This window comes from Stenotrophomonas sp. Nf1 (assembly GCF_003028475.1).
In the GTDB taxonomy this organism is placed as follows: Bacteria; Pseudomonadota; Gammaproteobacteria; order Xanthomonadales; family Xanthomonadaceae; genus Stenotrophomonas.
Genome location: NZ_PYTV01000001.1, coordinates 130,230 through 143,360 on the forward strand (window position 1 = coordinate 130,230; position 13,131 = coordinate 143,360).

The following is a 13,131-nucleotide window of genomic DNA, read 5'->3' on the forward strand; positions in this document are numbered from 1 at the left end:
TTGCTCGACTGCTCTTGGCGGATACACACGGCTTCGTCGAGCAAGCTCGACGCTACGAGGCCTGTACCGGCACCGTCGAGCAAGCTCGACGCTACGGCCCGGGCATCCGGTAATGGCCGATGATCGCGTGCAGGAACAGCAGGTTCTCTTCGCGCGTGCCGCGCGCGATGTTGTGCAGCACCAGCGGCGTGCCATCGGCCAGGCGGCGGTCGGAGACGATGCCCACATGCAGCAGGCCATTGCCGTTGAGCTTCCAGGCGACGATGTCGCCGGCCGCGTAGTCGGCGGCGGCGGCGGTGATCGGCTGCTGCCACCCCTGCCGCTCGAACCAGCGCATCAGGTTCGGCACGCGCCGATGGTCGATGTTGCGGTCCGGTCGTGACAGGCCCCAGATCGCTGGATAGGCGCTGAAGTCGTCGCGCATGTCCTCATGCACGCGGGCCTGCAGGTCCAGGCCTTGGCTGCGCAGCGCTCGCACCACCACGTCGGTGCAGACTCCACGATCGGCCGGCACGTCGCCGCCGGGGTAGGCCAGCACCCGGTAGGCCGGGTCGTAGCGGGTGGTGACGCCGATCTGCGCACGCGCGGCGGTCACCAGCGGGGACGATGCAGTCTGCTGCGCCGGGCGGCGGTCTTCGCTCTGCGCTGTGCCGGGGGAGGGAGGCGGAGCAGGCTGGCAGCCGCTGGCGATGGCCAGCGTCAGCAGCAGCACCGTCCCTGGTGCCCGGCCCGCGCGCATCATGCCTGCGGCGGGGCGCCGTTGTTGCCGGGGCCAGTGGAGCCACCCCCGCCCCCCCCGCCTCGACGGCGGCGACGACGCGGTCCACGGTTGCCCGGATTGGCCGCGGGCGTGTTGCCGCCGCCGTGTTCCTTGCCCTGCGGCGCCGCTGCCGGCCGCTCGTGCGCAGGGCGCGCCGGCGGGCGGGCGTTGGGCACTGGTGCCGGCACATCGCGGCCCGGCACCTGCACCACGCGCAGTTCATCGGTGTCCAGCTGCAGTGCGGTCAGCTTGCCGCCCCACACCGCGCCGGTATCGATGGCGTGCACGCCCTGGGTGATGGTCAGGCCCAGGGCCGACCAGTGGCCGCAGACGACCTTGAGGTCGCGCTCGACCCGGCCGGGGACTTCGAACCAGGGATACAGCCCCTGTTCCTGGGTGCCGGGCGTGCCCTTATCTTCAATGCCGATGCGCCCGCGCGGGGTGCAGTAACGCATGCGGGTGAGCACGTTGATGATCGCCCGCGAGCGGTCATAGCCGGACAGGTTCGGCGCCCAGCTCGGCTTGTCGCCGTACATGTTGCGGAACAGCTTGCGGTAGCCGGCGCCGTGCAGCTGCACTTCCACTTCGGCGGCATGCTTCTCGGCCATCTGCGTGGTCCACTTCGGCGCCAGGCCGGCATGCACCATCATCCAGCCCAGCTCACGGTCCACGTGCACCAGCTTCTGCAGGCGCAGCCAGTCCAGCAGTTCGTCGCGGTCTTCGGCCTGCACGATGCGCAGCAGGTCCGGATTGACCTTGCGCTGTTCCTCTTCGGTGCGTGCACCGACGGCCAGCAGCGAAAGATCATGATTGCCCAGCACCACCACGCTGTGCTCGCGCAGCGAGTGCACCAGCCGCAGCGTTTCCAGCGACTGGCCGCCACGGTTGACCAGATCGCCGCAGAACCACAGGGTGTCCTGCGCCGGGTCGAAGCGGATCTTCTCCAGCAATCGCTGGGTGACGTCATAGCAGCCCTGCAGGTCGCCGATCGCCCACACACTCATCGTTCGGCCTCCGTGTCAGTGCAGGGTACGCGGCACGGCCAGCACGAACGGTGCGACCGGCGCGGCGAATTCGGTGCCGTCGTCGGCGACCATGTCGTAATGCCCCTGCATGGTGCCGTGATCGGTTCCCAGCATGACACCGGACGTGTAACGGAAGTCTTCACCGGGGCGCAGCCGCGGCTGCTCGCCGATCACGCCATCACCATCGACATGCTCGACGCGACCGTTGGCATCGGTGATGCGCCAGTGGCGTGCGACCAGGCGCGCGGCAACCCGCCCCTGGTTGTGGATGCGGATCGTGTAGGCGAACGCATAGCGGCCGTCTTCCGGCGCGGATTGATCGTCGAGGAAGCGCGGCGCGACTTCGACGGAGATGGCGTAAACGTCAGCGTCTTCCATACCGGCAGTGTAATCAGGAGGCATTGGCCAAAGCGATGAATTCGGCCACGTCCAGCTGTTCGGCGCGGGCATCGGGACGTACGTCGGCGGCAACGAACTGCTCGGCGGAGACCACGTTGTTGAGCGCGTTGCGCAGGGTCTTGCGGCGCTGCCCGAACGCGGCCTTGACCACCTCGGCGAAGCGCTTGTGGTCGTGGATGTTGATCGTGGCCGGGTCGCGCGGCACCAGCCGAACCACGGCCGAGTCGACCTTCGGCGGCGGCCGGAACGCGCCCGGCGGCACCACGAACAGTGAGGTCACCTGGCAGTACGCCTGCAGCATCACGCTGAGGCGGCCATAGACCTTGCTGCCCGGGCCGGCGGCCATGCGGTCGACCACTTCCTTCTGCAGCATGAAGTGCATGTCGCGGATCACCGCGGCGTGCTCCAGCGCATGGAACAGGATCGGCGAGGAGATGTTGTAGGGCAGGTTGCCGACCAGGCGGATCGGCTGGCCGGCGGCCAGCTCGGTGAAATCCACGCGCAGCACGTCGCGGTGGACGATGGTCAGCTCGCCCAGCGGCGCGGCAGCGGCGGTCAGCGGTGCGATCAGGTCGCGGTCGAACTCGATCACCGTCAGTTTCGGATGCACGCGCAGCAGCGGCAGCGTGATCGCACCCTGGCCGGGGCCGATTTCAACCAGGCGATCGCCTTCTTTCGGATTGACCGCCATCACGATCTTGTCGATGTAGTGGCGATCGGCCAGGAAATGCTGGCCAAGCTGCTTCTTGGCCGGGGCGGTAAACACCGGGCCGGAGGGGGAATGCGGGGAATTCATGCGCTCAGTGTACGTTGCCGCGCCAGCTGCGCACACAGCGCCGTCGCCGCCTGCAGACTGGAGGGGTCGGCAATGCCGCGCCCGGCCAGGTCCAGGGCGGTGCCGTGGTCCACCGCCACACGCGGGTAGGGCAGGCCCAGAGTCAGGTTCACGGCCTGCTCGAAGCCGGAATACTTCAGCACGGGCAGGCCCTGGTCGTGGTACATCGCCAGCACGGTGTCGAAACCGGCCAGCTTGGCTGGCAGGAATGCGGTGTCGGCCGGCAGCGGGCCGATCAGCTCCATGCCTTCGGCGCGCAGGCGCTGCAGCAACGGGATGATCAGGTCCAGCTCCTCATGGCCCAGATGGCCGTCTTCGCCGGCATGCGGGTTCAGGCCGAGCACGGCGATGCGCGGTGCCGGCAGGCCGAACTCGCGGCGCAGCGCGGCATGCACGGTGCGCAGGGTATGTTCCAGGCCGGGCGCGGTGATGGCGTCGGCCACCTCGCGCAGCGGCAGGTGGGTGGTGGCCAGGGCCACGCGCACGATGCTGTTGGCCAGCATCATCACCACCTTGACCCCGGCCTGGTCGGCCAGCAGTTCGGTGGTGCCGCTGTAGGCAATGCCGCCGTCGTTGATGACCGCCTTGTGCACCGGCCCGGTGACCACGCCGTGCAGCTCCCCGGACAGGCAGGCCTGGCCGGCGCCGAGCAGGGCGCCGATGACCGCACTGGCATTGGCCGGGTCGGCCTGGCCGAAATGGCTGGGCACGGCATTGGCCACCACGCGCAGGCGCAGATCGCCGGGGACGCGGGCTTCGGCGTCTTCGGGCAGCAGTTGCAGGGGCAGGTTCAGCGCGGCAGCGGCCGCGCGCAGGGTGTCCGGGTCGGCGAACGCCAGCAGCCGGCAATCTTCACGCGGCTGCTGGACAAGGCGGACACACAGTTCCGGGCCGATCCCGGCGGGCTCGCCCGGTACCAGCGCGAGCTCGGGGCGCATCGGTCAGGACTGCGGCGGCGTGGCGGTGTTTTCCGCGCGGTCGCCGCTGCGGAAGCTGACGTAGGCTTCGCCACGCAGTTCCTGCAGGAAGCGGTTGTACTCGTCTTCCAGCTTGCGGCGGCCGATGGTCTCGCGGACCTGGGCACGCTGGTTGTCGGTGGTCACATCAGTCTGGCGCGTAGCCACGCGCTGCACGATGTGCCAACCGGCGTCGGTGCGGAACGGCTGGCTGACGCCACCATCCTGGAGGCCACTCACCTGCTGGCCGAAGGCCGGACCGAACGCGTCGGCCGGGAACCAGCCCAGATCACCGCCCTGGCCCTTGCTGTTGTTGTCCTCGGAGGACTCCTTGGCCACGGCCTGGAAGTCGGCACCGCCGGCGATGCGTGCACGCAGGGTGTCGATCTTGGCCTTGGCAGCGGCATCGGTCTGGTGGTCGTCCACGCGCACCAGGATGTGGCGGCCGTGGAACTCGGTGACGGTATGCTCGCCGGCGGCGGCAGCACTGGCGTCACGCACTTCCACCAGCTTCAGCAGCTGGAAGCCGCTGGGGCCACGGATCGGGCCGACCACGTCGCCGGCCTTCATCTTTTCCATCAGCTGGGCGAAGGCCTGCGGAATTTCATCCAGGCTGCGCCAGCCCAGGTCGCCGCCTTCCAGCGCGTTGGGGCTGTCCGAATAGCGCACGGCGGCGGCGTTGAAGTCCAGCTCGCCCTTGTCGAGCAGGGCCTTCACGCCGTCAGCCTTCTTCTGGCCGGTGGCGATCTGGTCGGCGTTGGCGCCGTCGGGCAGGGCCACCAGGATGTGCGCCAGGTGGTACTGGTTGCCGACGGTGGCCTGCTGCTTCAGCGCGGCATCCACTTCGCCCTCGCTGACGCTGATGCGGCTCTGCGCGAAGCTCTGGCGCAGGCGCTGCACGGTGATCTCGTCGCGGACCGAGGCACGGAAATCGTTGAAATCCACGCCGTCATGGGCCAGGCGCTGGCGCAGGGCGTCCAGATTCGAACCATTCTGCTGGGCGATGGCATTCATCGCCTGGTTCAGTTCCTGGTCGCTGATGCGGATGCCGCTGCCCTGGGCGCGCGCCACCTGCAGCTTGACCAGCACCAGGCGCTCAAGCACCTGGCGGCTGAGCACGTCTTCCGGCGGCAGCTGGTTTTCACGGCCGACGTACTGGGCCTTGATGTTGGCGATCGCGCGCTGGAGTTCGCTCTGCAGGATCACGTCCTCATCGACGACGGCGGCGATGCGGTCAAGCGGCTGCGCCTGCTGGGCAAGCACCTGCAGGGGGGCGGACACGCTGGACACCGCCAGCAGCGAGGCGAGAAGAACGGGGAAGCGCTTGGTCATGGGATCAGGTTCGGATCGTAGTCGTCCCGGGTCGCCCCGGTGTTGCTCGGCGGCACCAGATAGAGGTCGTCGCGGTTGTAGCCGAGGATAGCACGGCGCAGGGTACGGTCCGTGTCCTGGCCGAGAGAGCTCAGGCCCTTGAGCACGAACTCCAGCTGGATGGCGTTGTTCATCTCGCCCTCGCGGTTGCGCACGTAGCGGCGGGCGACCGCGCGCACGGCCAGGCAGCAGCTGTCCCACTGAACGCCGGCGATGATTTCCAGCGGTTCCTTGTCCTGCAGGGAGTAGTAGTAGCGGCCGACCAGGCTCCAGCGCGCATTCAGCGGGTACAGGAACGACAGGTCGGCCTGTTCCAGCAGGGTCCGGTCATGCTTGTTGGCGTTGGCCGGGGCACCGGAGTTGATGCGGTAGCGGTAGGTCAGGTTGACCACGCCATCGTTGGGCATCAGGTAGCGGGCACGGACGCTGGCCAGATCCTCGCGCTTGTACTTGGGGTCCCACTGGTAGGTGGCGCCCAGCGTCCAGCGGTCGTTGATCATGTAGTTGCCGTCGGCGATCCAGGCCGACTTGCCCTTTTCCACCGGCGCGCCGCCGGGGGTGACGGTCACCCGCGACTCGTCGAAGTACTGGATCTGGCCGATCGCGGCCGAGAACCGCTCCTTGCCGGTGGTCTGGTCGATGAAGCGGGTGCCCAGGGCCAGGGTCAGCTGGTTGGCATCGTTCTGGCGGTCGGCACCGGTGTAGCGCGAGTCGCGGAACAGCTGGCCCCAGCTGAAGGTGAAGTCGCGGGTGTCGAAGATCGGCAGGTCGTCCTGGTTGCGGTACGGCGTGCGCAGGTAGAACAGGCGCGGCTCCAGGGTCTGCAGGAACGACTTGCCGCCGATGCTGGTCTCGCGGTCGAAGAACAGGCCGGCGTCGATGCTGCCGATCGGCAGGCTGCGGCTGGGCGAGGTGTTGCCGCGCAGCTGTTCCGGGGTGGCGGTGGTCGGGTCGATGCCCTGCGAGCGCAGGATCTGGCCCTGGATGCCGTTGACGCCGTCAACCAGGCCGCGGTCCAGCTGGTAGGCCGTATAGCGGTAGGCCAGGGTCGGCGTGATGTACCAGGCCGCGCCACTGATGGGGAAGGACACGTACGGCTTCAGGTCCAGGCGGGAACCGCCGCTGACACCGACACCGGAGCGCTGCTGCTGGCCGTTGCGGGTGTACTGCAGGTCCGGGCCGGCATCGGCGCCATACTTGAAATTGACGTCGTCGTGGGTGAAGCGCACGGCCTCGGCATACAGGCCGGTTTCCAGCCACGGCAGGACCGGCTTGTCCCAGTTGAAGAACACGCGCGGCTGGCGGTTGTACGGCAGTGCGCTCTCATTGAGGGTGTAGTCGGTCAGCTGCCAGCGGTCGGCCATGATGCCGGCCGTCCAGTTGGTGCCGGTGCCGTACAGGCCCACCGTGCTCTGCAGGTTGGAGGCGGTCACGCCGACCAGGCGGTTGGCGAAGTCCTCGACATAGCGCTCGTCGCTGACCCAGGCCAGATTGGCGCGCGCCTGCCAGTGATCGTCCACGTTGTGGTAGCCGCTGAACATCACCCGGCCGCGGTCACGGTCGCGCAGCTTGTCGTCGGGCATGAAGGCAGTCAGCAGTTCGCCGCGGCCGCCGTTGTAGAGATAGCGGAACTCGTTGTCGAGCATCAGGCCGCGCCGGCTCATGTAGCGCGGGGTCAGGGTGTCGTCGTAGTTCGGCGCCAGATTGAAGTAGATCGGCTGCGCGTAGTCGAAACCGTTGCGCCCGGACATGCCCAGCTGTGGGAACAGCAGGCCGGTCTTGCGGCGGTCATCGATCGGGAACTTGAAGTACGGCGCCCACAGCACCGGCACCTTGCCGATACGCAGCACGGCGTTGCGGGCGGTGCCGAAGCCTTCGTCGTTGTCCACTTCGATCTGCGGCGCCGACAGTTTCCACACCGGCTGCGACGGGTCGCAGGTGGTGTAGGTGGAGCGGTGCATCTGCCCGACCGCACCCTGCAGGTCCACCGACTCGGCATCGCCGTTGCCGCGGCGCGAGACCAGCTGGTACTTGATGTCGGTGATCTTGTGGGTATCGCTTTCCTGGTTGCCCTCGGCGCGCTTGGCGACCATGCGGATCGAGGAGTCCTGGTAGCGGACATTGCCGTCGGCGATGTAGTTGCCGGTCTCGGTGTCGAAGCTGAGCTTGTCGGTACCGACGAACTGGTCGCCCCGGCGCAGCGCCACGTTGCCCTCGTACTGCGGCACGGTGGTGGTGCCGAGCAGCTGGTCGCCTTCGATGTCGGTGGGCTGCTGCTCGCGCGCGGCGCTGGCGGCGGCCTTGTCCTGCCCCGGGACCGGGGTGGGCGCATCAGAAAACGCGGGAATGACGTCGGTGGCCGGGCACAGGCCCCAGTTGAGCGGCTTTTCATCGGCCATTGCCGGCAGGCAGATGGCGATGCTCAGAGGCAGGGGAAGCAGGCGGAGGGCTCGGCGCACGCGGTTCGGATTCGGGCGAAAACGGACGGTAGCTTGCCCCATCCCTTGCATAGGGGCAATGAAGGAGGCCGGGTCGCGCCGGTTCGGGTTCATCCGGCGGTGGCGTCCCGGGCCGGTGACATCAGGGCCCGGACATGGGCGACGCTGCACTCGGCAAGGGCCTGCAGGTCGTATCCGCCTTCCAGCATCGACACCACCCGGCCGGCCGCGTGGCGCCGTGCCAGCGCGTGCAGTTCAGCGCTGATCCAGGCGAAATCGTCGGTTTCCAGCATCAGGTCGGCCTGTGGATCGCGCAGATGGGCATCGAAGCCGGCCGAGATCAGCAGCAGCTGCGGGCGGAAGTCGTCGATGGCCGGCAGCATCTCGTCGGCCCAGACATTGCGGAAGCGGAAACCGCCACTGCCCGGCGGCAGCAGGATGTTCATCAGATTGCCGGCACCGCGGTCGCGGCGCAGGCCGGAATTGGGGAACAGGCCGGCCTGGTGGGTGCTGTAGTACGAGACCCGCGCGTCGTGCTGGAAGATGTCCTGGGTACCGTTGCCGTGGTGCACGTCGAAGTCGACCACCGCGATCCGCTCCAGGCCATGGCGATCGCGCGCATAGGCGGCCGCGATGGCGATGTTGTTGAGCAGGCAGAAGCCCATGGCGGTGCTGCTGGTGGCGTGGTGGCCCGGCGGCCGTACCGCGCAGAAGGCCAGCGGATCCTCGCCCAGCATCACCGCATCGACGGCGGCCACACCGGCGCCGGCCGCATGCACGGCGGCACTGGCCGAACCCGGCGAGGTCCAGGTGTCCATGTCCAGCTGGCGCAGCGGCGCGGTCTGCGGCTGCAGCACGAAGTCGAGCAGGGCACTGTCGTGGACGCGGCTGAGTTCACCGAACTTGGCCGGCGGTGCTTTGCGCCAGTCCAGCTGGCCCGGGAAGGCAGCATGCAACGCATCGAGCACGTACTGCAGGCGTTGCGGGCATTCCGGGTGGCCCGGGCCGGGATCGTGCAGCTGGCAGGCAGGATGGGTGAAGACCAGCATCGTGCCGACTCAGCGCGTACGCGGCTGGGGCTGCCACAGCACCTCGCCGTGGCCGTCGGCCCGGGCCAGTACCCGGGCCAGCACGAACAGCAGGTCCGACAGCCGGTTGAGGTACTGCAGGGCCTCGCTGCGCACCGCTTCCTGGCGGGCCAGGGCAACGGTCTCGCGCTCGGCGCGGCGCACGATGGTGCGCGCCAGATGACAGCGTGCGGCGGCCTCGCCGCCGGCCGGCAGGATGAACTCCTTCAGCATCGGCAGGCCGGCGTTGTAGTGGTCCAGCTGCTGCTCCAGCGCCGAGACGTCGGCGGCGTGGATCGCGGCATGGCCGGGGATGCACAGCTCCGCACCCAGGTCGAACAGCTGGTGCTGCAGATGCACCAGCAGCGCCCGCACATCGTCGGGCAGCGTCGTGGCCAACAGCAGCCCCAGCGCGGCGTTGGCCTCGTCAACGGTGCCATAGGAAGCGACACGGGCGTCATCCTTGGCCACGCGGCGGCCGTCGCCGAGGCCGGTGCTGCCGTCGTCGCCGGTGCGGGTATAGATGCGCGAGAGGCGGTGGCCCATGGCGCGGCTCAGTGATGGATGTCGCGGCGGGCCTGCTGGAGCTTCAGCACCTGCTCCACGGCCAGCTGCAGCGCCGCGGCCAGCGCCACATAGATCGCGGTGGTGCGCAGGTAAGGGCCGAACCACTGTGCATAGTTCTGTGCCCAGCCGGCCAGCGTCGGTTCGGCCACGTTGCGCGTGGTCCAGTAGAAGCCGCCCTGCGCCAGCAGATGGCAGAGCGCCACCGAGGCCACCAGCAGCAGCGCCCCCTTGGCCAGCACCGGCCAGCGGGCACCCTGGTAGTTGCGGCCGAGCAGCAGGCCACCGGCCCACAGCGAGAAGTACGCCGGCAGCAGCAGCCAGTAACCGGGCGATACGCAGTAGTGCTGCCAGAAATCCAGGCCGCTGCTGCGGATCACGATCCAGTCCACCAGCACCGCAAACACCATCAGCAGCGGGAACGCCCAGCGCGTCCAGCGCGCCAGGTAGAAGCCACCGATGAAGAACACCGCCCAGGATGCGTCGGGGATGGCCGCGAAGTGGTTGACCCGGGTCGCCGCCAGCAACAACACGAGCACGGACAGGACGAAAGCGCGGTTGGCGGTGTCGGACATGGGGGCGGGCCCGGAGCGGATTCAGCTTTCATTCTAGCCCGCCACGCCGGTTGGCGCAGGTGGGGGCGGTGGGGCTGCCGGTGGGGCGAGCGCGTATCATCCATGCCATGAGTGAACGACATGACGTGTTGATCGTCGGCGGCGGCCTGGTCGGCGCCAGCCTGGCCATTGCCCTGGACCGCCTGGGGCGCGATGTAGGCCTGCTCGAGGCCAGCCCGGCCGGCGAGCTGCCGGCGGTGTTCGACCAGCGCAACCTCAGCTTTGCCGCAGCCACCGTCAACGCGCTGACCGCGCTGGGGGTGATGCAGAAGCTGGCCATGGCACCGGGCCCGATCCGTCGCATCCATGTCAGCCGTGCCGGCGACTTTGGACGGGTGCAGCTTGATGCGGCCGACTATGACCGGCCGTGGTTCGGCCAGGTGGTGGTGGCACGCGATTTCGGCCAGGCACTGGAAGCACGCTTGCAGGAACTGCCGCGCCTGCGCCGTTACCGGCCGATGCGGTTCCTGGGCCTGGGCGAGGTGGTCGACGGCTACCGTCAGGTGCGGGTGGCCGACGAGGCCGGCGAACGCGTGCTGCTGGCGCGGCTGGTGGTGGGGGCCGACGGTACCACCAGCGGTGTGCGTGGTGCACTGGGCATCGAAGTTGACCGCCATGATTTCCAGCAGACCCTGTTCGTGGCGCGCGTGCGCAGCCAGCGCGCACCGGATGGCACCGCCTGGGAGCGCTTCACCGATACCGGCCCGACCGCCCTGCTGCCACGCGGCGACCGCCATTTCGGTACCGTGCATGGCGTGGCCCGTGATCAGGCCGATGCCGTGATGGCGCTGGACGATGCGGCGTGGCTGCAGCGCCTGCAGGCGGCGATCGGCTGGCGTGCCGGTCGCCTGCTCGACTCCGGCCCGCGCAGTGCCTATCCGCTCATCCAGGTGCTGGCGCGCGCATTGGCCGGTGAGCGCGCGGTGCTGCTCGGCAATGCCGCCCAGACCATTCATCCGCTGGGCGCGCAGGGCTTCAACCTGGGCCTGCGCGATGCGCTGACCCTGGCCGAACTGCTCGAAGAGGGCGGCGACGATGCCGGCAGTGAGGCGCTGCTGCAGGCCTATGCCGCCCGTCGCGAGGAAGACCGCCGGCAGACGGTGGCCTTCTCCGGAGGCCTGGCGCGGTTGACCAGCAACCCGGCGCCGCTGATGCGGCCGTTGCGCAGTCTTGGCCTGGTGGCCGCACAGCGCGCGTCGGTGCAGTCGATGCTGGTCGGTGGTGCGATGGGCTTCCGCGGCGAGGTGCCGCGCCTGTGCCGGGGAGAAGCCGCATGAGCCGCCGCGGGCGCCTGGATGTGGCCGTCGTGGGCGGCGGCGTGGTCGGTGCGGCCTGTGCCTTGGCGCTGGCCGACGCCGGGCTCTCCGTAGCGCTGGTCGAAGGTCGCGAGCCGGCACCGTGGCAGGCCACGCGGCCGGATCTGCGGGTATTCGCCTTCGCCGCCGACAACGTGCAGCTGCTCGAGCGACTGGGCGTATGGCCGGGCATTGCCCAGGCCCGTGCCTGGCCGTACCGGCGCATGCAGGTGTGGGATGCCGCCGGTGGCGAGGATCTGCTGTTCGACGCTGATCGCTTCGGCCGTCGCCAGCTGGGTTACATCGTCGAGAACGGCCTGCTGCAGGATCGCCTGTGGGCGGCTCTGCCAGCGGCTGGCGTGCAGTTGCACTGCCCGGCGCGGGTGGAAGCGCTGGAACAGGATGAGGACGGCGTGCGCCTGCGCCTGGACGATGGCCGCCGCCTGGACGCGGCACTGGCCGTGGCGGCCGACGGTGCCGAATCGACCCTGCGCCAGCTGGCCGGGATCGAGGTTGAAAAACACGACTACCACCAGCGTGGCGTGGTGGCCTACGTCGACAGCGAGCTTCCCAACCAGGCCACGGCCTGGCAGCGCTTCCTGCCGACCGGGCCACTGGCGCTGCTGCCAGTGGCCGAACGCCGCAGTTCCATCGTGTGGACCCTGCCCGAGGATGAAGCGGCACGCGTGCTGGCGCTGGACGATGCCGCGTTCAATCGCGAACTGACCCGTGCCTTCGCCGCGCGCTTGGGCGAACTGCGGCTGGTCTCGGCACGCGCGGCGTTCCCGCTGCGCCGCCAGTTGGCCCGCCATTACGTGGCCGGCCGCGTGCTGGCACTCGGCGATGCGGCGCATGTGGTGCATCCGCTGGCCGGGCAGGGCGTGAACCTGGGCCTACGTGATGTGGCCGCCCTGCAGACGTGGCTGGCGCCGTCGGCCGAACGCCGCGGCCAGCCGCGCCTGTCGCCGCAGCGCCTGCAGCGCTGGGCGCGCGAACGGCGCAGCGACAACCACATCGCGGCCTACAGCTTCGATGCGATCAACCGCCTGTTCTCCAACGACGAGATGCACCTGACCCTGGCCCGTGGTCGCGCATTGGGCTGCGTGGGCAAGTGGCCACCGCTGGTGCAGGCATTCTGGAAGCGCGCCGCCGGCGTATAGCCGGAATACAGACCGCACGGCGCTGCGGGCATCGCTGGCGTGTTACCAACCACGGGACGCCGCTCTGTAGGTGCCAACCTTGGTTGGCACGGCACCGACATTGTGCCAACCAAGGTTGGCACCTACCGAAAGCGGGCTCCGCAGGGGTTCAGTAGATCCACGTCAACCGAAGGCGGGCTCCGCAGGGGTTCAGTAGATCCACGCCATGCGTGGATGAAGATCGCGACGGTGGATCAATCGACCAGCCAACCCGCCAGGTCGGCGCGGTCGAGCTTGCCGCGGTGCTCGCGGTCCAGCGCGTTGAATTCGTCGGCCAGCGCCGGGTTGGCCTGCGCTTCCTGGCGGCTGATGAAGCCATCGCCATCCACGTCCAGGTCGCTGAAGCGGATGCGGTACTGGCCGAGCACGCTGCTCGGTTCCAGCGAGCGCACGGTCACCTGCGCCTCACCGACCGGCTGTGCGATCTGCACGCTGCCGGTGACCCGTCCGGCATCCAGCGGCTGCTGGCGGATCGCGCCACCGGTCGGCCCGAGTGGTTGGCTCTGGGCCGGCGTGTGCGGCAGCTGCTGGGCCATCGCCGGGGTGGCTGCCAGCAAGGTGATCAGCAGGGTGAGCGAGTGGTATCGCATGGTTCCGTTCCCCGGTAG

Annotated in this window: 12 protein-coding genes and 1 pseudogene; 2 read left to right on the forward strand and 11 right to left on the reverse strand. The window is 69.0% G+C overall.

Annotation, left to right across the window (positions count from 1 at the left end; genetic code table 11):
* Nucleotides 1-91: 91 nt before the first annotated feature.
* The 10 genes and pseudogenes from C9412_RS00600 to C9412_RS00645 form a co-directional block, all read right to left on the reverse strand.
* Nucleotides 92-742, reverse strand: a complete 651-nt coding sequence (locus C9412_RS00600; RefSeq protein ID WP_107229900.1) for a DUF1287 domain-containing protein — start codon at nucleotides 740-742, stop codon at nucleotides 92-94.
* Complete coding sequence (locus tag C9412_RS00605; protein WP_107229901.1) at nucleotides 739-1,764, reverse strand: symmetrical bis(5'-nucleosyl)-tetraphosphatase; 1,026 nt, start codon at nucleotides 1,762-1,764, stop codon at nucleotides 739-741. The genes C9412_RS00600 and C9412_RS00605 overlap by 4 nt, the downstream gene beginning before the upstream one ends.
* Nucleotides 1,765-1,779: 15 nt before the next feature.
* The gene (gene apaG, locus C9412_RS00610; RefSeq protein WP_005415346.1) at nucleotides 1,780-2,163 is read right to left on the reverse strand and encodes a Co2+/Mg2+ efflux protein ApaG; all 384 of its coding nucleotides are present in this window, start codon (nucleotides 2,161-2,163) and stop codon (nucleotides 1,780-1,782) included.
* A 13-nt stretch (nucleotides 2,164-2,176) separates the two neighbouring features.
* Nucleotides 2,177-2,980 carry a 16S rRNA (adenine(1518)-N(6)/adenine(1519)-N(6))-dimethyltransferase RsmA gene (rsmA, locus tag C9412_RS00615; RefSeq protein WP_107229902.1) on the reverse strand — a complete coding sequence of 268 codons (804 nt, stop codon included), beginning with the start codon at nucleotides 2,978-2,980 and terminating at the stop codon, nucleotides 2,177-2,179.
* Nucleotides 2,977-3,957 carry a 4-hydroxythreonine-4-phosphate dehydrogenase PdxA gene (gene pdxA / locus C9412_RS00620; protein WP_107229903.1) on the reverse strand — a complete coding sequence of 327 codons (981 nt, stop codon included), beginning with the start codon at nucleotides 3,955-3,957 and terminating at the stop codon, nucleotides 2,977-2,979. The genes rsmA and pdxA overlap by 4 nt, the downstream gene beginning before the upstream one ends.
* Before the next feature lie 18 nt (nucleotides 3,958-3,975).
* Nucleotides 3,976-5,307, reverse strand: a pseudogene (locus C9412_RS00625) (peptidylprolyl isomerase); the annotation flags it as partial.
* Nucleotides 5,304-7,805, reverse strand: coding sequence for an LPS-assembly protein LptD (lptD, locus tag C9412_RS00630; RefSeq protein ID WP_107230411.1), 2,502 nt, complete (start codon nucleotides 7,803-7,805; stop codon nucleotides 5,304-5,306). The pseudogene C9412_RS00625 and the gene lptD, both read right to left, overlap by 4 nt.
* An 89-nt stretch (nucleotides 7,806-7,894) precedes the next feature.
* Nucleotides 7,895-8,833 (reverse strand): histone deacetylase family protein, encoded by a 939-nt coding sequence (locus C9412_RS00635; RefSeq protein ID WP_107229905.1) that lies wholly within the window; start codon nucleotides 8,831-8,833, stop codon nucleotides 7,895-7,897.
* A 9-nt stretch (nucleotides 8,834-8,842) separates the two neighbouring features.
* Nucleotides 8,843-9,397 (reverse strand): cob(I)yrinic acid a,c-diamide adenosyltransferase, encoded by a 555-nt coding sequence (locus tag C9412_RS00640; RefSeq protein ID WP_107229906.1) that lies wholly within the window; start codon nucleotides 9,395-9,397, stop codon nucleotides 8,843-8,845.
* An 8-nt stretch (nucleotides 9,398-9,405) separates the two neighbouring features.
* Nucleotides 9,406-9,990, reverse strand: a complete 585-nt coding sequence (locus C9412_RS00645) for a hypothetical protein (protein WP_107229907.1) — start codon at nucleotides 9,988-9,990, stop codon at nucleotides 9,406-9,408.
* A gap of 107 nt (nucleotides 9,991-10,097) precedes the next feature.
* Between C9412_RS00645 and ubiH the strand changes: the two genes are divergently transcribed.
* Both ubiH and C9412_RS00655 read left to right on the forward strand, forming a co-directional pair.
* On the forward strand, nucleotides 10,098-11,306 hold the full coding sequence (gene ubiH / locus C9412_RS00650) for a 2-octaprenyl-6-methoxyphenyl hydroxylase (protein WP_107229908.1): 1,209 nt from the start codon (nucleotides 10,098-10,100) through the stop codon (nucleotides 11,304-11,306).
* Nucleotides 11,303-12,484, forward strand: a complete 1,182-nt coding sequence (locus C9412_RS00655) for a UbiH/UbiF family hydroxylase (protein WP_107229909.1) — start codon at nucleotides 11,303-11,305, stop codon at nucleotides 12,482-12,484. Before ubiH ends, C9412_RS00655 begins: the two co-directional genes overlap by 4 nt.
* Nucleotides 12,485-12,717: 233 nt before the next feature.
* Here C9412_RS00655 and C9412_RS00660 read toward each other — a convergent pair whose 3' ends face one another.
* A complete protein-coding gene (locus C9412_RS00660) occupies nucleotides 12,718-13,113 on the reverse strand; it encodes a hypothetical protein (protein ID WP_107229910.1) in 396 nt (131 codons plus the stop codon).
* Between the last annotated feature and the right edge of the window lie 18 nt (nucleotides 13,114-13,131).